At 55.7% G+C, this 18767-nt stretch carries 17 protein-coding genes; 8 read left to right on the top strand and 9 right to left on the bottom strand.

Annotation, left to right across the window (positions count from 1 at the left end; all coding sequences use genetic code 11):
* The first annotated feature begins 44 nt into the window (after positions 1 to 44).
* The gene (locus H4I99_RS09705; protein WP_163900399.1) at positions 45 to 2342 is read left to right on the top strand and encodes a DNA cytosine methyltransferase; all 2298 of its coding nucleotides are present in this window, start codon (positions 45 to 47) and stop codon (positions 2340 to 2342) included.
* A 28-nt stretch (positions 2343 to 2370) separates the two neighbouring features.
* Here H4I99_RS09705 and H4I99_RS09700 read toward each other — a convergent pair whose 3' ends face one another.
* Positions 2371 to 3051, bottom strand: a complete 681-nt coding sequence (locus tag H4I99_RS09700; protein ID WP_163900400.1) for a hypothetical protein — start codon at positions 3049 to 3051, stop codon at positions 2371 to 2373.
* A 563-nt stretch (positions 3052 to 3614) separates the two neighbouring features.
* Between H4I99_RS09700 and H4I99_RS09695 the strand changes: the two genes are divergently transcribed.
* The 5 genes from H4I99_RS09695 to H4I99_RS09675 all read left to right on the top strand — a co-directional run bounded on the left by H4I99_RS09695 (position 3615) and on the right by H4I99_RS09675 (position 9856).
* Entirely contained in the window at positions 3615 to 3794 is a 180-nt protein-coding gene (locus H4I99_RS09695) for a hypothetical protein (RefSeq protein WP_162764483.1), read from the top strand.
* A 94-nt stretch (positions 3795 to 3888) separates the two neighbouring features.
* On the top strand, positions 3889 to 4719 hold the full coding sequence (locus H4I99_RS09690; RefSeq protein WP_163900402.1) for a hypothetical protein: 831 nt from the start codon (positions 3889 to 3891) through the stop codon (positions 4717 to 4719).
* A gap of 39 nt (positions 4720 to 4758) precedes the next feature.
* On the top strand, positions 4759 to 6996 hold the full coding sequence (locus H4I99_RS09685) for a TnsB C-terminal domain-containing protein (protein WP_163900403.1): 2238 nt from the start codon (positions 4759 to 4761) through the stop codon (positions 6994 to 6996).
* 2 nt (positions 6997 to 6998) lie between these two features.
* The gene (locus tag H4I99_RS09680) at positions 6999 to 7994 is read left to right on the top strand and encodes an AAA family ATPase (protein WP_163900405.1); all 996 of its coding nucleotides are present in this window, start codon (positions 6999 to 7001) and stop codon (positions 7992 to 7994) included.
* Complete coding sequence (locus H4I99_RS09675) at positions 7991 to 9856, top strand: TniQ family protein (RefSeq protein ID WP_163900407.1); 1866 nt, start codon at positions 7991 to 7993, stop codon at positions 9854 to 9856. The genes H4I99_RS09680 and H4I99_RS09675 overlap by 4 nt, the downstream gene beginning before the upstream one ends.
* 154 nt (positions 9857 to 10010) lie before the next feature.
* On the opposite strand, the gene H4I99_RS09670 is transcribed toward H4I99_RS09675, so the two are convergent.
* The 8 genes from H4I99_RS09670 to H4I99_RS09640 form a co-directional block, all read right to left on the bottom strand.
* Positions 10011 to 11591 carry a recombinase family protein gene (locus H4I99_RS09670; protein WP_163900409.1) on the bottom strand — a complete coding sequence of 527 codons (1581 nt, stop codon included), beginning with the start codon at positions 11589 to 11591 and terminating at the stop codon, positions 10011 to 10013.
* Between the two features lie 3 nt (positions 11592 to 11594).
* Positions 11595 to 11828, bottom strand: a complete 234-nt coding sequence (locus H4I99_RS24340) for a hypothetical protein (protein WP_164490784.1) — start codon at positions 11826 to 11828, stop codon at positions 11595 to 11597.
* Between the two features lie 160 nt (positions 11829 to 11988).
* Entirely contained in the window at positions 11989 to 13050 is a 1062-nt protein-coding gene (locus H4I99_RS09665) for a site-specific integrase (protein ID WP_163900411.1), read from the bottom strand.
* Positions 13050 to 14510, bottom strand: coding sequence for a tyrosine-type recombinase/integrase (locus H4I99_RS09660; RefSeq protein WP_206683977.1), 1461 nt, complete (start codon positions 14508 to 14510; stop codon positions 13050 to 13052). The genes H4I99_RS09665 and H4I99_RS09660 overlap by 1 nt, the downstream gene beginning before the upstream one ends.
* A gap of 420 nt (positions 14511 to 14930) precedes the next feature.
* On the bottom strand, positions 14931 to 15158 hold the full coding sequence (locus tag H4I99_RS09655; RefSeq protein WP_163900415.1) for a helix-turn-helix domain-containing protein: 228 nt from the start codon (positions 15156 to 15158) through the stop codon (positions 14931 to 14933).
* Positions 15159 to 15435: 277 nt separating this feature from the next.
* Positions 15436 to 15954 carry a hypothetical protein gene (locus H4I99_RS09650; RefSeq protein WP_163900417.1) on the bottom strand — a complete coding sequence of 173 codons (519 nt, stop codon included), beginning with the start codon at positions 15952 to 15954 and terminating at the stop codon, positions 15436 to 15438.
* Positions 15955 to 16042: 88 nt separating this feature from the next.
* Positions 16043 to 16201, bottom strand: a complete 159-nt coding sequence (locus tag H4I99_RS09645; protein WP_163900419.1) for a hypothetical protein — start codon at positions 16199 to 16201, stop codon at positions 16043 to 16045.
* 102 nt (positions 16202 to 16303) lie between these two features.
* Complete coding sequence (locus H4I99_RS09640) at positions 16304 to 17179, bottom strand: hypothetical protein (RefSeq protein WP_163900420.1); 876 nt, start codon at positions 17177 to 17179, stop codon at positions 16304 to 16306.
* A gap of 213 nt (positions 17180 to 17392) precedes the next feature.
* Here H4I99_RS09640 and relB point away from each other — a divergent pair, with 213 nt between their 5' ends.
* A complete protein-coding gene (gene relB / locus H4I99_RS24695) occupies positions 17393 to 17728 on the top strand; it encodes a type II toxin-antitoxin system RelB family anti-toxin (protein WP_163900423.1) in 336 nt (111 codons plus the stop codon).
* 127 nt (positions 17729 to 17855) lie between these two features.
* Entirely contained in the window at positions 17856 to 18761 is a 906-nt protein-coding gene (locus H4I99_RS09630; protein ID WP_194362072.1) for a helix-turn-helix transcriptional regulator, read from the top strand.
* Positions 18762 to 18767: the final 6 nt, after the last annotated feature.

Genomic DNA, 18767 nt, shown 5'->3' with positions numbered 1-18767 from the left:
CGAGCGATCAATCCTGAAGGTATTTCAAGATTTAATCGTTCTGTTTGGACGACGAGAATTCCTTTTGTGGCAATGGGAAACACCACCGCAAGGAATTCTCGTCAAAAATGCCTGCAAAAAATCGCCCCAGCAAAAGATCGCCGTCTGATGAAACCCTTCACGCGGCAGGTATTGCAATCAACAGGATGCGCCTGAACCAAAGCAAAGGCATTTTCGCGCTCGCTAAAGAGATCGATAGCCTTCGAAAAACGCACGACACTGCAAACATCATCTCTCTTCTCCGCGACTGCGGCCTGAATGAGGATGAAATCACCACGTACATGGAATTGAAGTCGAAGCTCGCTCACTACGAGGATTCGATCAAGTCACAAGGGCTGGGATACGACGGCGTTCGTGCACTCGTGCAGTCCAGCGACGAAGCTATCGCTCAGGCAATGACCCTCGGCATTGCCGGTGGACCTCTCGGTGCCAACGAAATCGTACGCCTTCGCGATATTCCAGAGCGCTCGAAAGTTCCGGATATCGATATCGTTAAAAAACTTCGGGAGGAATGTTTCGAAGCCGAATGTATTCGCATGGCGCGAGAGCGGCAGCAGTCATTCACCTCCATGGTCAGGGAACTGCACATCGCTTTGCAAGGATATGCAGAGCGCCTGAGATATGTGCGCCATTACTATGAGAGGGTTGAGGACTACAATGTCCTTGCAGACCTGAGCGATGAAGACATCGAAGCGTTACGTCAGGAGGGCGTAAAGGTTAGCGCGATTGAGGAAACGTTCTTCGGAGAGAAAGAAGATGAAATTGTCGCCCTAGCGAAAACCCTTCTCAAGGAATTCGACGAGTTATTTCCGGGTCGCGATATTCCGAAATCAGAATGGGGCCTTGTCGAAATTGACTCCCCAACCCTTATATATTTTGCGCAAGCAAGACACGCACTTGTGGCGCTTCAGGCAGGCGGGTTTCTAGGCGGATTTCCTTCCGACAATTCCGAACACGCTCACTGGGACGCGCTGTCGTCCATTGCTTATCTCGCCGGTGTTCATGGCGGCAGCACTCTCTCACGACGCTTCTCGCCGAGACCGGTTGGAAAGCTGAATGCGTTCATCTTGCGTGCTGCGAGCGGGGTTGAAGCAGTCGGGCTCGATGCGGCCGGTTTCCGTGCTCGCGCAACCTACACGTCGATGAAGCCGGGAAGGCCGAGAGGCCGTTCATTGACGCCATCCGGTCGACAGAAAGTTGTCGCCTATACGATGGAGGGCACTTCCGCAGTACGGTTTAACCCTCTGCCTCTGGAGCAGCCCAGAAAACGAACATTCCCGCACGGCTGGAACGTGCGGCGCTTTCAGATCGACAACGACGAACTTCTCGCTGATCTGAACGGCGAGATCGGTCGCCTCAAAGGGCAAGATGTCCATCTTCTTGCTGCGACACTCACAGACCAACCGTTTAAGGAAAGAGGCCGAGGCGAAGCCGACGAACGTCAGCAGTTCGGCCACGCGTTTCAGCTGCTCCGGGATATCAGGCCGAAAGGCTTCTTCTTCGAAACTTCTGCAGAGTTTCGCGGCCCAAAACATCTTCCCCTTCGCAACCGGCTGGCGCGTCAGGCCGACGAGCTGGGGTATCTAATCACAGATTTTGAACTGAACGCTTTATCGTTCGGCGTGCCACAGGATCGGCCGAGATCAATCTTGATGGGTGTGGCAAAGGAGTACGGATCGCGGCTCCGGCAGCCGATTCTGGCGAACCCGATAAAAATAACGGTCGGCGAGGCTATCGCTGACGTGGCTTTCGGCTTCTTACCGGAGATTGAAGCAATTCCAGAAGAGTCGCGGACGAAAGACCAGATCAAGTATCACAAATGGGCGACGGAATGGCTGGCGGATCACGGTCATAAGGACGCGCGCGATACCCTGAGCCTCATTCGCGGAAGTTCTGACACCTTTAACAACTGGCATGAAAGAGGCTTCAACAGGGACGAAACGTATACCGTCACACCACGGCTCGAAGACCTGCAAACCTATTCCGTGCCACTGTCGCTTTCTATTTTGAAGAGGCTGCAGGGGATACCAGATGACTGGACATTTCTTGGGTCGTTCCATGAGCAATGTGCACAAATCTGCGAAACGACGCCGCCGGTCATCTATCGCGTCATCGGCCACGTCATCCATGCCGCTCTCACAGGCCAGGATGTGGATATCGATCTAGCGGCGCGGCAGAAGCTCGACGGTATACGGTGGAAGACAGCATCCGGCTTCCGAAGCATGTCCGAGAGCCAAAATCCTGCGCGTCGCAAGGCGCTAGAATGGCGTGCACACATCCTGATGGAGGAGGAAGGTCCCTGACCGGTTTGGTGGATCAGGGACTCTTGCCTTAGAAGTCGAAACCCAGGTCAGGAATGTCGCGCTTGCGCCATTCTTCCCAGAGCATTTCCTTAACCTGCGGGACGCTGAAACCCTTGACCGTATTGACCTCTACGTCATTGATAACAAGTTTAGCGTCGTAATTGGCGACATCAATTCGCCACTTGTCGTCCCCGACTTCAAAGTTGATCGAAAGAACACCATCGATCCTGTTCACCGTTATCGATCTATCCGTTTTGTCTTGAATTGTTTGTTCAACGTCGCGCAGGACCTTAACGAAATCGGTGTTGTCGATCAGTCCGGGATGCGAATTGCGAATGCGCAGAACCGGATACTCTTTCAGATACGTCGCGATTTGAGCAAATATCTCATCGACGTCCCCGCGAAATTTGGGAGTATCGGATGGACAGCCCCATTCGACAAACTTCCAGTCGCCATAGCCCAGCGGCTCTTCTCCGACATCCTTGATCTGCAGACATGTGCCCTTCCAGGGATTTGAAGAATTGGTGAAGAGTGTATCCGTCACGAGGATGGTCACCGCATGATGCAAGCTGCCGTCTTCATTTTCGAAGCAAATGTCCCCTCCCAAAGTCGAGTTTCTCTCATATCGCGCTTGAAGTCCGAGTTCTGCAAGAACGGGCTTCAGCTTCTCCTGCACCTCGCCTAATCTTTGCAACTTCAGAAATTTCATGTGTAGGGTTCTCCAATTTGGGTCACCCTATTTCACCGCCACGAAGCTGCATGGGACAACAACGTGGCCCGATATCGCGTTAACCATACTTCAATCTTTAATAAAATCTTAACAACCCTCGGCTGGACTTACCTGTCTACCGGTGGCATTCGTTGCGGCGCGTGCTTTGGAGAAGAGTAATGTCGTTCTTCCGAATACCTCATCAAGCGCTCAGCGCTCGCTACGGGTTCGCAGGCTAACTGCCTTAACGACTGCTGGCGCGCACGCGCATTCCAGGTCCACCTGTCTCCCAACACATGGCCATTTGGTGACTGCTTCGAGCCGTCGCGACCTGTCGCGAAACGTTCGGTCAGCCACGCCCGAAGGTTGCTTATCCTCGCGATGTTGCAACCGAAATGAGTCTTGTCTCAGTTGGTTCCGACACCTGCGGTGGCCGTGAAGATATCGGATTATCCCCTCGTCGCCATCAACGCGGCAAGGAATTGCGAACCATCGACATGATGTCGGGCAGGGTTCAGCGTTAAACCGAGATCAACCAAATGGCAAACCCTGGAATGAAAACCGTGGCGACACGGAACGAAAACGTGCGTCCCAAGCGTCGTAAAGGCAAGGCCAAGCGCAACTGGTTCGGATACCACCCGGCTGACGATTTCTCGACCACCGATTGCCTTGGCTTTTATGACGTCAAGGACTGCTTCTTCTCGTCAGTCGGCGAGCGCCTGAAAGCGTTCGACCGTTCCTAAGGCCTCCGGCCCGCAACCTAATCCGAAAACATCAGGCAGCATCCTTTGGCTATTCAGCCAAGGGCGAAGCTTTGCCAAATTGAGGAGCACGGACGTGCGTCATACTCATAAGATCGCCAAGCATCTTTACCTGAAACGCGCTGGACTGCGTGAACTTTCCTTCCCGAACGGATCGGCTTCCAGCCTTGATCAGTTGCCGGTGCCGACTTCCGCCAGCTACCTCGCGGTCAGCGGTTCGATGGCGGCCAAGCCCCGCTCCGCCTGGCACGAGCCCGATCATGGCCTTGCCGTGCGCATGCCCGCGCTCAAGCAAGCGAAGACGACGCGTGGTCACACCTTCTACCGTGACACTGTCATCTACCACGAAAGCGGCCTTGAACATCGTGTGAGCGTCGTTCTTCAAACATATCGCGGCCTTGCCCGGCTGATCTCCCAATACCCAAAGGTCGAATGGATCGATGAGGATGGAGAGGTGCATCACCATACCTGCGACTACTTCATCGAGCTTCTCGACGGCACCCGTATCGCAATCGTCGTGAAGTACGAACGTAAACGTGCCGAGATGCTCGATCTGATCGAGCGCATCTGTGACAACGGCGTCACCGGGATCGGCAAGGGTGGAAAGCGCTCGGTCGGCGTCGCTGATGCCGTCGCTCTGGTAACGAATGCGCAGGCAACCCAGGAAGCATTCGAAAACGCTTATTTCCTGCTCTCGTCCCGTTCTCATCACGACCAGGCCGAATGCGCCGTACTCTATGACATCGTCCAGCAACTTCCCGGTGCCTTTCGTTTCGGACAGTTGCTCCTGAACTGCTGGCCTCGCGCCAAACGCCGTACCGCCATCTGGCGTCTCCTCGACCTCGGCCTCATCGAACCGGTCAGTCGTGGCCTTATCGATGAACTCTCCTGGCTGCGCACCGCCTGACCCCTCCGCTCCACCGTCTAATCAACGAAAGGACATCCCATGGATTTTCGCCCTGTACCCGCACGCCGCTTCATCCATTCCATGATCGGGATGGCCCGGCAGGACCGTTACGAAGATAAAAAGCGCAACGAAAACTTCATCCCGCTGATGCGCGATGACCTCGGTTACATGATGCAGGCCGAGAACGATGCAGAGCGCAAAATTTTCCTGACTCACTCGGAAATCTACAAGGCACTCGATTCCAATCAGGCCGAAATCAAATACGGCCATAATGGCGTCGCTCAGCAAGCGCTTCGCGCAGCCTTCGGCGACCAGAATTGGAGCGACTTCGACGACAGGCCGCATCTTCAAACTATCGCCCTTTGGCGCGAGAAGATGCTGCACAAGTACGCCGACGAGTGCGAACTTACCGGGAAGCGCCTGCCTTTTTCCGAAAAAGTGTTGGAGCCGTATCTGCGCAAATGGCGCAAAGAGGTCATCGGCGATCTGCTAGACCTGGACGAAGAGGATGAAGAAACGGAGAGGGGCCGCGCCGACCAGGCGGAGGAGATCATCGTCTTCAACCGCCCGAGCGCCAAAACCTTCAAACGTTGGCACGACCTCTATCACGGCTGCGACATGGATGTGATGGCGCTCTTGCCGCGCCATCATGGGCCCGGGCCAAAGCTGTTCTCGTTCAAACCGGCGTCGATTGCCTTCGCACACAAGGAGGCGTTGGGCTACCTCGACCGCAGTCGTCCGACGAAGGCTCACATCTACCGCAACTACTTGGCCGCTCTTCAAGAGCATAATAAAACCGTTGCGGTGCACCGCCAGGTCGAAAAGGTCTCGCGCAAGAAGTTCGAGGCGATGATCGCCAAGTTCGACGCCTTCCAGGTCGTGGCGAGCCGCCTGGGTGAGAAATTCGCCATCCGTAAGTTTATGGCGATCCGCCGCAGCTTCACCGTGCTTGCGCCCGGGCAGCGCATCGAGATGGACTTCGTCAATGTCGATCTCGTGTCCCTGCTGGTGGAGACGGGAATCTGGGCGATCCTGCCCGAGGACGTCCAGGATAAAATCCCGCGTGAGCGCATCTACTTCGGAGCCGCCATTGACGTGGCGACGCGCAATATCCTGGCCTTCAAGGCAAGCCTGGCTCCCAACGGTGCGTCGGCTGTCGCCACGATCCGCATGATCATGACTGATAAACGGCACCTGTCCACTCATGTGGGTGCGCAGACGCCGTGGATCGCGAAAGTCCGCCCGTGGTTTATTACCCATGATAACGGCTCGGAGTTCATCGCCAAGAAGACCCAGGATGTACTTCGCCTCGCTCGTATCGAAGCCACCCGCCCACCTGCGGGCCAACCAGCCTGCCGTCCGTTTATCGAGAAGCTGTTTCATTCCATTGGGCATCTGATCACCCCGTATTTCGACGGCCGTACCTTCCACAATGTCGTGGCCAAGGGTGATTACGATCCGCAGAAACACGCCAGTCTGCTGGTCGAGGAGCTGATCAAGATTTTCATCTTCGCGATCTGCGACATCTACCACAACAAGCCGCACGAGGGGCTTGGAGGAAACACTCCACACAATGCCTGGGTTCAAGCCTGCCAGGAATATGAGATCGACTACCCGCCCGGTGCGGCTGAAATGCTGCAGATTTTCGGCCACAAGGTTAAACGCCGCATCACCCCCTATGGCGTCACGTTCATGGGCATCACCTACAACGACCCGGAGCTTCAACGCATGCGCACCAAGCATGGGGAAATCGAAATTATGATCAAATTCGATCCGGAAGGCGTGGCCCAGGTGGCATTCGAGTCCGACAAAGGGTGGCTCGTGGCACGTAACACCGTTGGTCTCGATGACAGCGTTTCCCTGGCGGAGTGGATCGCGGCACGCAACGAACTTCGTGCCCACTATGCGACCGCTGCGGAACGGGGTTTGAAGGTTATGTACGAGGCCATCAATCGCCTTCGCAAGATCGGTGAAGCGGCAACCCTGCGTGCGGGCCTTTCGCCCCGCATTCCGACTGTAGCCGATTTCCTGAAATGGGAAACCGAGGTGTTCGGCTCGTGGAATGTCGTTGCGTCTGAGGATGTCCCGCCGCTGCTCCACGAGGGCCCGCTTCCGGACGACCCGCTGCATCTTGGCGTCGTCACCAACAAGCCGGAACTGTTCAGCAAGGACAAGATGGAACAGGCCCCGGTAGCGACCGGTGAGGCAGAGGACGACAAGGATTCCGAAACAGAAGAATTCATTTCCAACTTTGCGAAATACGACGAGGAATACTGATCATGATCAATAAGGCTGAGGAACTTCGCGCGCTTCGCGTCCGCGAGAACTGCCGTATCGTCTCGACTCCGCTGACCAAACATCTTCGTATTCGCATTGAAGAGTTCTGGGAACACGCACAGGATTGTCTGGCAGGAGGCGGCAGCCGCCGCCGCACCCTGGCGATCATCGGCGAGTCCGGAACCGGAAAATCGACGGCAATCACGCATGTCCTGAACAGTTTTGATGAGTTTAAGCCTTACAAAAACGAGCACAACGAGAAGATCATCCCGATGTTGAGCATCGAGGTCGAATACTCTTTTACTCCAAAGGACTTCGCAATCCATGTCCTGCGCAAGCTGGGCGCGGATGGCAGTTACAGCTCGAACGAGACTGTTCTGTACGACGAGTTGAAAAACCAGCTTCGCGCTTCCGGAACTATCCTGCTCCACATCGACGAGGCGCAGCATCTTAAGAAAAGTGGCAGCTCCAAAGCCGTGATGGGGCTTAAGGATCGCTTCAAAAGCCTCCTGGTGATCGAGAACTGGCCTCTTCACCTTATTCTGAGCGGGGTTGATGATTTGTCAGAACTGTTCACCGGTGACCAGCAAATGCCTAATCGGTCGAGTGTTATGCGTTTTGACACCCTGTCATCACCCGCTGACAACAAGCGTGTCGAAGAAATCCTTGCTGACATCGCTGCCAACTGCGGCCTGAAAGTCGACAAGGCGCTGACGACCCCCGACTTCCTCGGGCGGCTGGTGAAGGCGACAGGCGGCGGGATTGGTACGTTGATCGAGATGGTCCGGGCAGCCTGCTACAAGGCTCTGGCCAAAGAACACTTAGCTGTAAAGGCTAAGGACTTTGAATTCGTTTATGGCCGCACCTCCGGCAGCCTGCCTTCTGAAAACATCATTACGGCGAAGGCTTGGGTCGATCTTGATCGCAGCAACGCTCTCATCGACCTCGTCCCCAAAACGGTAGAACCGAAGCGCTCCAGGAAAAAGGCATCGAAATGACCCTCCGCGTCACCCTGGAATATCATGATAAAGAGACCCGCAAGAGCGTGCTTTCTCGCCTGGCAATGGCGAACAGCTATCGCTCACTAGAGGCTTTTCTCTCGCTCAACGGCACAAATGTCTTGCCGTTCGAGCGCGGAGAAGCAAAAGCGATCAAACGGCTTTCGGAGTGGTCAGGTGTGCCCGCCGATCAGTTATCCTCTTACAACATCAAAAGCAGCGGAGCCGGTTCTAACTGGTGGCTTGGCCCTGCATTGATGAGCAGGGACATGCGGGTCGGGCCCTATCACCGTTACTGCCCGAAATGCGTTGCTGCTGACCTCCAGCAAGGCAGTGGACGGGAACAAACACGCCCTTACGTCCGCGCAGCATGGATGACGCGAGCGGTCGAGGCATGCGTCGACCATGGCTGCGTCATCGTAGAAGCTGCGCCTGACAAAAAGGCTCAAGGTGACTTCGCTCGCTATGTTGCAGACAATCTGGAGCGTCTCCGAGAAGAGGGTGTGACAGTGCCTTTGGCCGCTTCAGTAGAAGTCGCGCGCTATGTGGAAAATCGCATCTACGGGAAATCAAGCAATGAATTCCTGGATCAGTTCGAAGCCTACGTTGCAATCGATCTCTGCCGAAACATCGGCAATTTCGCGATCCAGCACGGACTCGTCGAAAGTGCGGCGACAGCGGTCGGGGAATTAAGCCTGGTCGATTACGGTTTCGAAATTGCCTGCCAGGGGCCGGAACGCATTGAAGCAATGATCGCTGAAGTTATTACACGGGAACGTCCCTTCGCGATTGAGATGCAGGGCTTTTTTGGCAAGCTCCGCCGCTGGTTACTGCGCAACGAAGACAAAGACGAGTTCGCGGGAGTCATCGAGCTTTTTCAGGGCATCGCCGAGCGAAACCTGCCTATCGGCAGCGATGAAACGTTTGTTCTTCCCACACGTCAACGCCATCTTCATTCCGTTCGGTCCGCCAGCATCGAATATGGAATGTTTGAAGACCGAGTTTATCAGCTCGCTTTAGACGCGGGTCTGACGGAACCGACAGACTTGTCGAGCGGGCGCATCTACCTTGATGCGCAACGGACGCACGACATTCTCTCTGTCGCCCTGACTACGTTGACAACACCTGAAATCGCATCAGAGCTTGGCATCAACATTGATCGCGTACGGCAAATGCTAGACGCAAATCTTTTGCCCCGTGTCGAAGCTGCCCAGGATGGAACACGAATCTTTTCCCGCGTGCGTCGTTCTGATTTCGACGCCTTCAAAAAGCGCCTGGACGCGCCCATGGCTACGCCGACAGAGATTGAGGCGCTGGTTCCTATTGGTCGTGCCACCCAGATTTTGTTCTGCACCATTGTCGACATCATCGAACTCGTCTTCAACGGACAGCTGGCCGGTCTTCGCCGTCTCAGTGAGGATGGAATTATTTCAGGACTAGGAGTAAGCTTGGCGGAGCTTCAGCCACTTGTTGAGGACCGGCAGAAGTCGGCGACTGGACTGACGTTGCCGATCTTTGATCCGGCTGATCAGGAGTGCGGTCTGATGAACACCGCACAAGCGCGCCAAAAGCTGGCAACGGCAACTGGCACAGTGACGGAGCTGTTGAACTTCGGTTTCCTGAAACACGTAAAAGGTTTCAATCCGAAGACGCAGCGAGTGCGCGACTACATCTGCTCGAAGTCAGTTGAAACCTTCATGGAGAACTACATCTCGCTGGCGCACTTGGCAGAGCAGAGAGGAATGTTCGGTGTCACCGTCCGCGACAAGGTCGCAGATAAAGGTATCAAGTCCTTGTTCGAACCGACCGGCCGGAACTCACGGTACTACTTGAAACAGGACGTTCTCAACCTCGATTTTTGACCCCGATTCGATCAAACAGATTTCGAAAGGTCCGCTTCGGCGGGCCTTTTTTTATATCTTCAATTCTGGGACGGACAAAGCTATCGGATCGAGACGCCTATACCTTTGCGATGGTGGTTGTGAAACAGTAGTGAAATCAACGACGCTTTTGTGGCTAGCGACGAATCAAGGGAGCGCAATCAGTTTTGCCGAGGCCTTGGGATGTGGCTTTAGCCAAGATTGCCTTGGATCCGCTTATCCTGATTTCGTCGTCTCTCACACTTACTTCCCGCATGACCATCCGGGCATAAGCCTGACGGAACTCCGGTGTGCCATTGGCCAGCTTATCACGCAGTAGCATTGCGAAGCGTTCGATTTTTTCAGCCGTGATCTCCGGCTCACTCGATGACAGGCGCTGTTGCAGATCTTTGATCTCCACAGCTAGTTCGTCACGCTGCAACTTCAGCCCAAGCAAGCGCTCTTTCAACGCCGGATCTTCTGCCTCCATCAAACCGCTCTCTACAAGCGACAGCAATCGCGTGAGAGCTGCCTGCGTATCACGGTGCTTCTGACGCAGCCGGTCGATCTCGTGCTTGTTCCTGTCAGCCCGCTCGGTAGCGGATTTCAGGTAGGCCTCGAGAAGCACCGTAAGACGGGCCGGGTTGAGAACATGCTCAAGAATCTCCCCGATGACAATGTCATCAAGGCGTTCCATGCGCATGCGAATACCCTGGCACGATAGCGGCCCCTCCTTGAGCTTGCGAGAGCAGCAGTAATAGCGGTAGGTACCTCCTTTGCCAGTGTTCTGGATCAGAGCCGCTCCACAATAGCCGCAACGCGCTATCCCCGCCAGCAGAGTTGGGCCGTTAACTACCCTCGGCGCGACACGCTTGGGGTTACGACTCTGAAGAAGTCCCTGCACTGCATTGAACGTCTGTTCATCGATGATTGCAGGAACCTGCAGATCGATCCATTGCGAGGGCGGACGAGCACTGCGATTACGGCTGTCGTTGCGATTGAAATGGTGCTGACCGATATAGGTGGTCGATGTCAGAAGATCGTGAACCCCACCGGTCGAAAAGCGCACGCCCCTGCGGGAAATTCCCCGCTCGTTCAAATGGGTGGCTATTGCCTTGACGCCCAGCGGCCGTCCCCTCTCTCCTGCGGCCAGGTTGAAGATGAGACGAACGGTGCGGGCTTCATCCTCGTTGACCACGAGCACCTTCTTCTCCTTGGCGCCGCGCATTTCCTTGACCACCGTGTCATAACCAAACGGCGGGCGAGCGCCATTCCAGAAGCCTTGCCGCGCATTCTCGAGCATGGCGCGATGAACATGCTTTGCGTTCTCACGGCTTTGATGTTCATCGAAAATGTTCAGAACCTTGCGGATGAACTCACCGCTGCCGTCCTGGCCTATGTCCTGAGTAATGGAAACCAGCTCGACACCGGCCTTCCGCAACTGCCGGACATAAAGCTCCGAATGCAGGGCATCCCGTGAAAAACGGCTGAGCGAATGCACGACGACATGGTCGAACGGATGGTCAAAGCGTGTTGCCTTGAAGATCATTTCCTGAAACGCCGGCCTGTCCTCATCGAGCGCTGAAGCCCCAGGCTCGGTGAAGACGTCAACGACCTGCCATCCCTGACGGTCGCAATAGGAACGACATTGGCTGACCTGATCGGGGATTGATAGATCACTTTCGGCCTGACGGGTCGTGCTGACGCGGACGTAAATAGCGGCCTTCATAGCGGTCATTGGCTATTTCCTCGGTCCGTCGTCACCATGAAGGATGGCAGAAATCTCATCACGAAGGAACGCACGAAGAAGCCCGATCTCTTCGGCCGTGACCGGTAGTGACTCGGGGACGTCGCTGATGACGGCAATGCCATCACGATGACCGCGGCGACCCACCGGGCAAACAACAGCTGTATCGAGAGACAAGCTCTCGATCCGATCCGTTTCGGCGCTGAAGGTTCTTGTGTCGTGTTCCATCTCCGATCTTGTATGACCGGATGAAAAAGACCACCAGAGTACCACGGGCCGAGTGGCGCCATTCGCGCACCACCCTCATTTCTCGACAACGGTCCCAAACGCATGACCCGCACCATCGTTAAGATTTGATTCAAATTTGCAATTGATTGCACAGGAATGGTCATTCCCCCTCGTCCATAAAATCGTCCAGAACCTTCTGATAGCGCCGCATGGCCGCGAACGACGTCGCCTGATTGTAATGGGTCTGGCTGCTGGCGAGTGTGGCGTGACCGAGAACACTCTTGCTGATCCCGACATGAGATGAATCGTGAAGCGCGACGTCCGTTGCCGCGCAATCGCGAAACAGATGAGGACTGACACGACGGCCAAGATGTTCTTCCGTTGTCGCTCCGATGATAGTCCCGATGGAATTCTCTGTCAGAACCGTGCCCCTCCTGCCCAACCACAGCCAGCCAGCATCTTCTGATTTGCCGGAGTGAATGAGAATGGGACGAACTCTTGCGAGATAGAAATCAAAGTGTTCATGAAGCCAGTCCGGATAAAAGAAATCGATGGGCTGCTGTCTTTTGGTTTCCTCTGCCGGATAGACAACACGCGCCCCTGCATCGGTCACAAGGAACGATACGCCCAGCCGCAAGGCTGCGAAATTACGACGACGCATCGGGCGTGAAACCAGCGCGGCGATCATCAGGCCATCACGAAACGTCATCGCCCCATCTGCCTTACCGTTTGCCAGCATCGCTCGGCCATCGGCCATGAGCTTGAGGCCGAGGCTCGCCAGATCACTGATCGACACCATACGGGGCAGCTTGGGGCGCACGGATGCCGCATTGTTCATCAGACGGTGCGCCAATTTCGTCAGCCAGGGCATCCCGTCAGGAGGAGCCGTGGCGCGCAGCATGTAGGCAATCCCTCTCACGGTCCCCGCGACTGTCAATTCAGCGCGGCCGACAGAATACAGCGCGATGAACGAAGACATGGACGCCAAGTTCACCCGCTTGACGGGCGTATCGTCAGGCTCAAGGCTGCCGCTCGTTTCCAGCCAAAAGAGATAAGTCCCCCAAGCCTTTTCTGTAGAACGCCGGGTGGCAGGGCGCCAGGCAGATGCCGGGGAAACGTCGTCATCCAGGATGTCACCCGGCTGGAGCGCCTTATGCCACAGCTCACGATCCCGGCCCGGCCAGTCTTTCAGCTTCATGGAAGTGAAGGATTCCTTGTCCATCACAGATCCTCCGCATCAAGACCGTGAACCTTGGGCGCATGCTCCTTCGCACCATCGCCCTCCGAACGCATGAGCCGGGCCAGCAGACGATCATAACGCTCCAGCGCGTTCATAGTTTCAGCACCGGCGTAAAAGCGGATGGTCGTAGCAATGTCCTTGTGCCCGAGCAACTGACGGACCGTCTCGTAATGGCCGGGATTTGCCTCCAGGAACGTGAAAGCCGCGAAATGCCGGAGCAGATGGGCATTCACGATAAAGCCCGTTTCCCTTTTCACGAACTTGGAAAACTGCTTCGACACAGTGCAAGTTTCCTTGGCCACCCCGTGCTGATTGATAAACAGCCTGCTCGTGGCCTTTTTCATCAGACGCGGCCTGAATACCCTGACATACAGATCGAGCAAGGCGCTGGTCTTTTCGTTCAGTTCGGCGTCGATCACCACCTTGTTCTTCACCTCACCCTCTTCGAAATGCACACGCCACCGGCCGGCTTTCTTGCCCGGAGGACGATAAATGTGCTTGTCGAGATCGAGCATAGCGGCATTCTTCACACGAACCGGCAGATGAAGAAGAAGCGCATGGATTGCCGCATACTGCATCCGCAACGCCTGATGCGCGGTCGGATTGGAGATATCCTTCAACTCCTGCGCAACCAGAAACGGAGCCCGGATGAACATACGCCGGGCTTCGCGGTCCTTGAATTGCGCGAGACGATTCCTGTTCTTTTCCGTCATGCCGGTCGGGCGATGACGAACCTTGCGTGCAAGCTTGTGGAGCAAGGCCCGTTGTTCGGTACCGACACCCACATGATTGGCGACGCTGAGGATCGCCGTCATCATGGCATGAAGGCCGGGCCGGGATTTGTCATCAAGGGGGCGCCCGCCGAGATGGGCATGAATGCCACGCTTCACGAGTTCCACGGCAACGCAAGCGTTCAACGACGAAAACGTCTCGATCGGGACGCCACTCTCCACAAGGCGCGACAGATACCAGCGGAATTTGTCCTTGTACCCCTTGATCGTAATCGGCTTTAGCGGGCGAATTTCTTCATCTGCCAGAAGGTCGCCCACAAGCATCTTTTTCTCATACTGATCAAACTCGGCGACCAGGGCTTCCGGGAAGGCAGACCAGTCCAAGCCACGCCACCCTGGCAGAGCGATATCGGGTATCACCGGGAAAGCCTCGCCTTCGGCAACAACCGCACGATTCCATGCCCTGTGTGCCACATGCCACCGTTCGCGAGGATTGGTCTGGATCGTTTCGTTCGTGAGATAATCCAGATAAGCGGCGAACGTGCCGGCATTGACAGACAAGGGGGCTATCTGATGAACAGAACACCAACCCGCGAAACGATGGATTTCATCGTGATCGCGCCGGCTCATCTGCGCCAACAGATACTCCCAGGACAAGGACAATTTGAAGTTCCTGCGGCGACGGTGGACCTTGATACCGGCAATGACCATTGCGCGGGTTACCCCGGAGGTCACATTCGCCCACCCCTTCTTCGAAAGGCCCGCCGACTGCCAGTTGGCCAGAGCCACGACCTTGCGGATGACAGCAGGGTCGGCAATGATTTCCGAGGGATGCTTGCCCGCAACATCGGCAAAACGCTTGAGCTTCGAGCGCAGCTCTCCGCGTACTGAGGGAGAAAGTGACGTCTCGTTCTCGAGACGTGCCCGCAACCCTTCAAGAGTCAAAGCGGGATCGTTAGGAGCGGCCATGGTGAAGCCTCCTTTCATGACGTGACATGTCTGGTGATGACTGGGGATGCAGGAGGGAACGCTTGGTGAAACCCCCACTGCCTATTTTTGTTGAAAATCGGTCATGGGTGTTTCCCCATGACCGTATTCGCCGTCGAAACAGCTAGATTGGCCGGCACCAATTCAGCGACAGGAATGTTCGTAGGCGAGCACCTCCTCCTTGGCGATACGCACCTTTCTTCCGAAACGGTGAACGGAAAGTGCGTTGGTATCGATGAGACGACGAATGTGACGCTCGGAAATCTGCCAACGCCTTACCAACTGAGCGACAGTCAGGAAGGATGCGTCGACAACCGGACCACCGCTTCCCTCCTCGTCCAGCAGGGGGGCGTCATCGTCCAGAAAATTCATTGCGGCCTCCAAATTCATTCGAGAGATGAAGACAGGTCCGATGTCCGTTGTTCAGAAGTCACGAACATCATGTCCTGCCGAGACAGAAGCTGACGACGCTTTCCCTGCATTGCAAGCAGTGCGCCGCGGACCGGAGCAAACCATGCACCAGCCCTGTCTCGCAGGAATGCCCTGTTCAGCTCAGTTTCGTGGCCGATACACAGCCGCCTGAAACGCAAAATGCCCGGAGCATCTTCATGCTCCGGGCAACAGGGGATTGGAACGAATCCGCAAACAATCAGGAACCACCAAGCTCCCTGATGAGGCTCATCAGCGCCTGTTCCTTGCCGGCGATCCCGCCGTTCGAGGAGAGCTGTGCGCCATGTTCGAGCAGCCTTTTGCTCAGGAGCGCATAATCCTCCTCGGTGAAATACAGCAGAACAACCCTGGCGCCATCGACCGGCAGCTCGCCCTTCAGGACTGAGTCGAGCTGGTGGGACGTATGTTCTTCCGCCAATGTGAGGAGCCGTTCGGCATTATCCTCGTTGAGGCGGCTGCTGACCTTGTTGAGCTTGGCCCAGCCGATTTTGTTCAATCGCAGATCATCGATGTCGAGATCGTCGAATATGCGGGCGACGCGGGCAAGGGCAAACGCCTTGCGGCGTCCAAGGCCGATCTCCTCGGCAACCTCGATAAACAGGTCGCTGCGCTGTTCCTGAACCCGCCGCAGTTCGCGTGCAAGGCGAAGGAAGTCGCGTCCGACATAGTCCGCGAGAAGGGCTGCCTTGTCGGCCGTGTAAGGGTGCGTGCTACTCATGATACATGAAACTCCAGAAGTTGTGTTGACCTGAACATTCTGGATGAAAACCTGATTGAAACAATATGTTATTGTAATTATTCAATATTTACGGAAACGGTGCGGATAAAAACATGACCCGCACGAAGAGAAGAAAGGTCAACACCAACGTGGTGGCCGTCAGCCAGAATACAGTGCGGAGTTCACGTCGGAGTTCCATAAACGGATCAGTCTCCTGTTTACGCGGCGGTTCGGAAAGCAGCTTCATCGCTCGGGTTCCTTTCCATCTCAGTCTGATCATGGGGACTGAAGAACCCCTTCATCTTGCCATGAAGAGGTCTGCAGGTATATCGGCAATCTCACGCTTGGCTTATGGCAACAGCGTTGACGCTGTCCAGACCGGCCCCTTGCGCTCTTCATCCTTCAGGCTGCGCGAGCCATAGGAAAACCGCAAGCCGGCAAAGACCGTATTGGTATTGCCGGTAGTAATCGACGTGTTGTTTGCAGACAGGTCGAGATGGTCATAGCGATAACCGGCGAACAGTGTGACCGGCATGGCTTCCGTCCGGTAATTGCCGGAGATGACAACTGACTGTGTATCCAGGTCTACCGTTGAATAGCTGATACGGTTCAGGCTGCCTTCGACATCGAAGCGCAGATTGTCGTTCACGTAAAAGCGTGCACTAACCGAGCCCAAGTAATGATCGGCGGAATAACCGGCGAAGGTTGCCTGACCATAGCCCAATCGACCGTAAAGCGTTCCCGGATCGGTGAACCACGCCGCTTCAATGCCGCCCATGTAATCCTTGATCGCATCGTCACCGAGGTAATCGAGATAGCCCGCATCCAGCCGGTTTGCCTGAAAGAAACCGCCGACGGCAAGAGATGGATCGCGGTAGTAGATGTGACCGGCGCCACCGAGTTGATTGACATCGACATGTTCGGTCGATGTTCGGGCATAATTGGCATCAATCTGCAAGTTCAATCCGCTGTCGCCCTCGAAATTGACGGAACCACGCAGTGCCCAGGTCCGGCTGTCCACGTCATAGGGTGTATCAAAGGCCTTGTTGAAGCTGCCCTCGACATAGCCGGTCACACCACCTTGGTCTTCCACCGTCACGCCGGTAGGCTCGACATAGGTGAAGCCGCCCTGATTGCCGATGATCGGGCGGTCGATATCGGCACCGAGAGCCGGCACTGCCGAAAGGGCCATGAGTGCGAATGAAAATCGTGCTGTTGTGCTCACGACAGGAACTCCGTCTTGTCCCGGTCGTTATACCGGGCGTGGTTGGAAATTTTGGAGGGGAAGTCCCTCATGCAAATCCGCAAACGGTAGAGACGCGAGACAAACAGAAACAGACTCGGGATTCACCTTAAAACTCGTATAACTATACGGGTTTACAAATCGTTTCCAAGTGTACTCCGTTCCGTAAATCTCAACCCGGATTGAAATACGGGTATGGTCACGAAGTCGCAGTTCGGAGTTCGCCTCAGACAACTCCGCAAGGAAAAGAAGCTGACACAGGAAGAACTGGCGGTTCGCATTGGCCGCTCGGTCGATGCCCTGTCGAACCTTGAGCGCGGCAAAAGCCTGCCGAACTTCATCACCATCGAACAGCTGGCCCAGGCGCTTGATGTGCCGCTTGGCGATCTGTTCGACTTCGATGAGACGGCCATATCCCCTCGAAGAGCGCAGTTATTCGAAGAACTGCAGGCCGTTGCACGTAGGCTCCCGGACAATGATCTCGAACTGGCTGTGGAACAGGTAAGAGCTATAGGCCGACACAGCCGATAGCTTAACCAACTCAGCCTTTAGGATCAACGAAGGAAGAAGCTAACATTGCACCAAGAATTGTGATTGCCACCAAGAATTGTGATTGCCACGCAGGGATCCATTGACTAGCTTGACATAGGCCCAAAAAATGGGCGCGCATAGTTTTCATGCGCATCATGATTTGGGGGCCGTGGTGGACAACGTGAGGTCCGAACTTCGCTGGGGAGTCGAGCAGCGTCTCGAGTTCATAGAGTTCCGCCTGTTTTGGGAGGGGCATGTGAATCGTAGCGACCTGATGGAGCAATTCGGGCTCTCGGTGAACCAAGCATCCACCGACCTGAACCGTTACATCGGCTTCGCGCCAGACAACATGGTGTATGATAAGAGTGCACGGACCTATATCCGCGGCTCGGATTTCAAGCCTCTGTTCCTCGAGCCAGACGCGAGTCGCTATCTCACCCAATTGCGGTCGGTGGCTGACGGAATCCTCGACCGCGAGGACTCTTGGGTCGCTAATCTTCCATCCTTCGCATCTGCCCCGACACCTGTGCGTGGCGTCAATCCGGTAACGCTCCGGTCGGTGGTCGGTGCCATTCGACACTCCCAGGCAATCGAGGTGAGGTACCAGTCCCTATCCAGCCCTGAGCCGCGTTGGCGCTGGATTGCTCCCCACGCCATCGGTTTCGACGGATTCCGCTGGCACACCCGGGCATTCTGCCTTGCTGACGAGGCGTTCAAGGACTTCTTGCTCTCCCGGATGCTTGAAATTCGTGGGTCGCAGGAGAGCGGCGTGCCTGCGGAGGATGACCGCGACTGGAATATTGAGGTCACACTGGAGATTGGACCCCACCCTGCCCTTTCGGAAGCCCAAGCGAAGGTCATCGCCCTCGACTACGGGATGCGTGGGGGCAAGGCCAAGATCAAGGTCCGGCGCGCGCTGCTGTATTATGCGCTCAGGCGTCTCGGGCTTGATACCGATCCCGGTGCAAGGAAGCCGCAGGATCAGCAGATCGTGCTTCTCAACAGGGAGGTTGTCCATGAAGATCATGGATAGACTGTC

The sequence above is a fragment of the Paenirhizobium daejeonense genome (assembly GCF_014280875.1).
GTDB classification, from domain to species: domain Bacteria; phylum Pseudomonadota; class Alphaproteobacteria; order Rhizobiales; family Rhizobiaceae; genus Allorhizobium; species Allorhizobium daejeonense.
Note: the sequence above shows the minus strand (reverse complement) of the source record. Positions and strands in the feature narration are given on the sequence as shown.

Excerpts from the sequence above, each read along its gene's own strand:
- H4I99_RS09700 (WP_163900400.1), bottom strand. The coding sequence starts at position 3,051 with ATGAAATTTCTGAAGTTGCAAAGATTAGGCGAGGTGCAGGAGAAGCTG.
- H4I99_RS09685 (WP_163900403.1), top strand. The coding sequence starts at position 4,759 with ATGGATTTTCGCCCTGTACCCGCACGCCGCTTCATCCATTCCATGATC.
- H4I99_RS09680 (WP_163900405.1), top strand. The coding sequence starts at position 6,999 with ATGATCAATAAGGCTGAGGAACTTCGCGCGCTTCGCGTCCGCGAGAAC.
- H4I99_RS09675 (WP_163900407.1), top strand. The coding sequence starts at position 7,991 with ATGACCCTCCGCGTCACCCTGGAATATCATGATAAAGAGACCCGCAAG.
- H4I99_RS09670 (WP_163900409.1), bottom strand. The coding sequence starts at position 11,591 with ATGACCGCTATGAAGGCCGCTATTTACGTCCGCGTCAGCACGACCCGT.
- H4I99_RS24340 (WP_164490784.1), bottom strand. The coding sequence starts at position 11,828 with ATGGAACACGACACAAGAACCTTCAGCGCCGAAACGGATCGGATCGAG.
- H4I99_RS09665 (WP_163900411.1), bottom strand. The coding sequence starts at position 13,050 with ATGGACAAGGAATCCTTCACTTCCATGAAGCTGAAAGACTGGCCGGGC.
- H4I99_RS09660 (WP_206683977.1), bottom strand. The coding sequence starts at position 14,510 with ATGGTCATTGCCGGTATCAAGGTCCACCGTCGCCGCAGGAACTTCAAA.
- H4I99_RS09655 (WP_163900415.1), bottom strand. The coding sequence starts at position 15,158 with ATGAATTTTCTGGACGATGACGCCCCCCTGCTGGACGAGGAGGGAAGC.
- H4I99_RS09650 (WP_163900417.1), bottom strand. The coding sequence starts at position 15,954 with ATGAGTAGCACGCACCCTTACACGGCCGACAAGGCAGCCCTTCTCGCG.
- H4I99_RS09645 (WP_163900419.1), bottom strand. The coding sequence starts at position 16,201 with ATGAAGCTGCTTTCCGAACCGCCGCGTAAACAGGAGACTGATCCGTTT.
- relB (WP_163900423.1), top strand. The coding sequence starts at position 17,393 with ATGGTCACGAAGTCGCAGTTCGGAGTTCGCCTCAGACAACTCCGCAAG.
- H4I99_RS09630 (WP_194362072.1), top strand. The coding sequence starts at position 17,856 with ATGGGCGCGCATAGTTTTCATGCGCATCATGATTTGGGGGCCGTGGTG.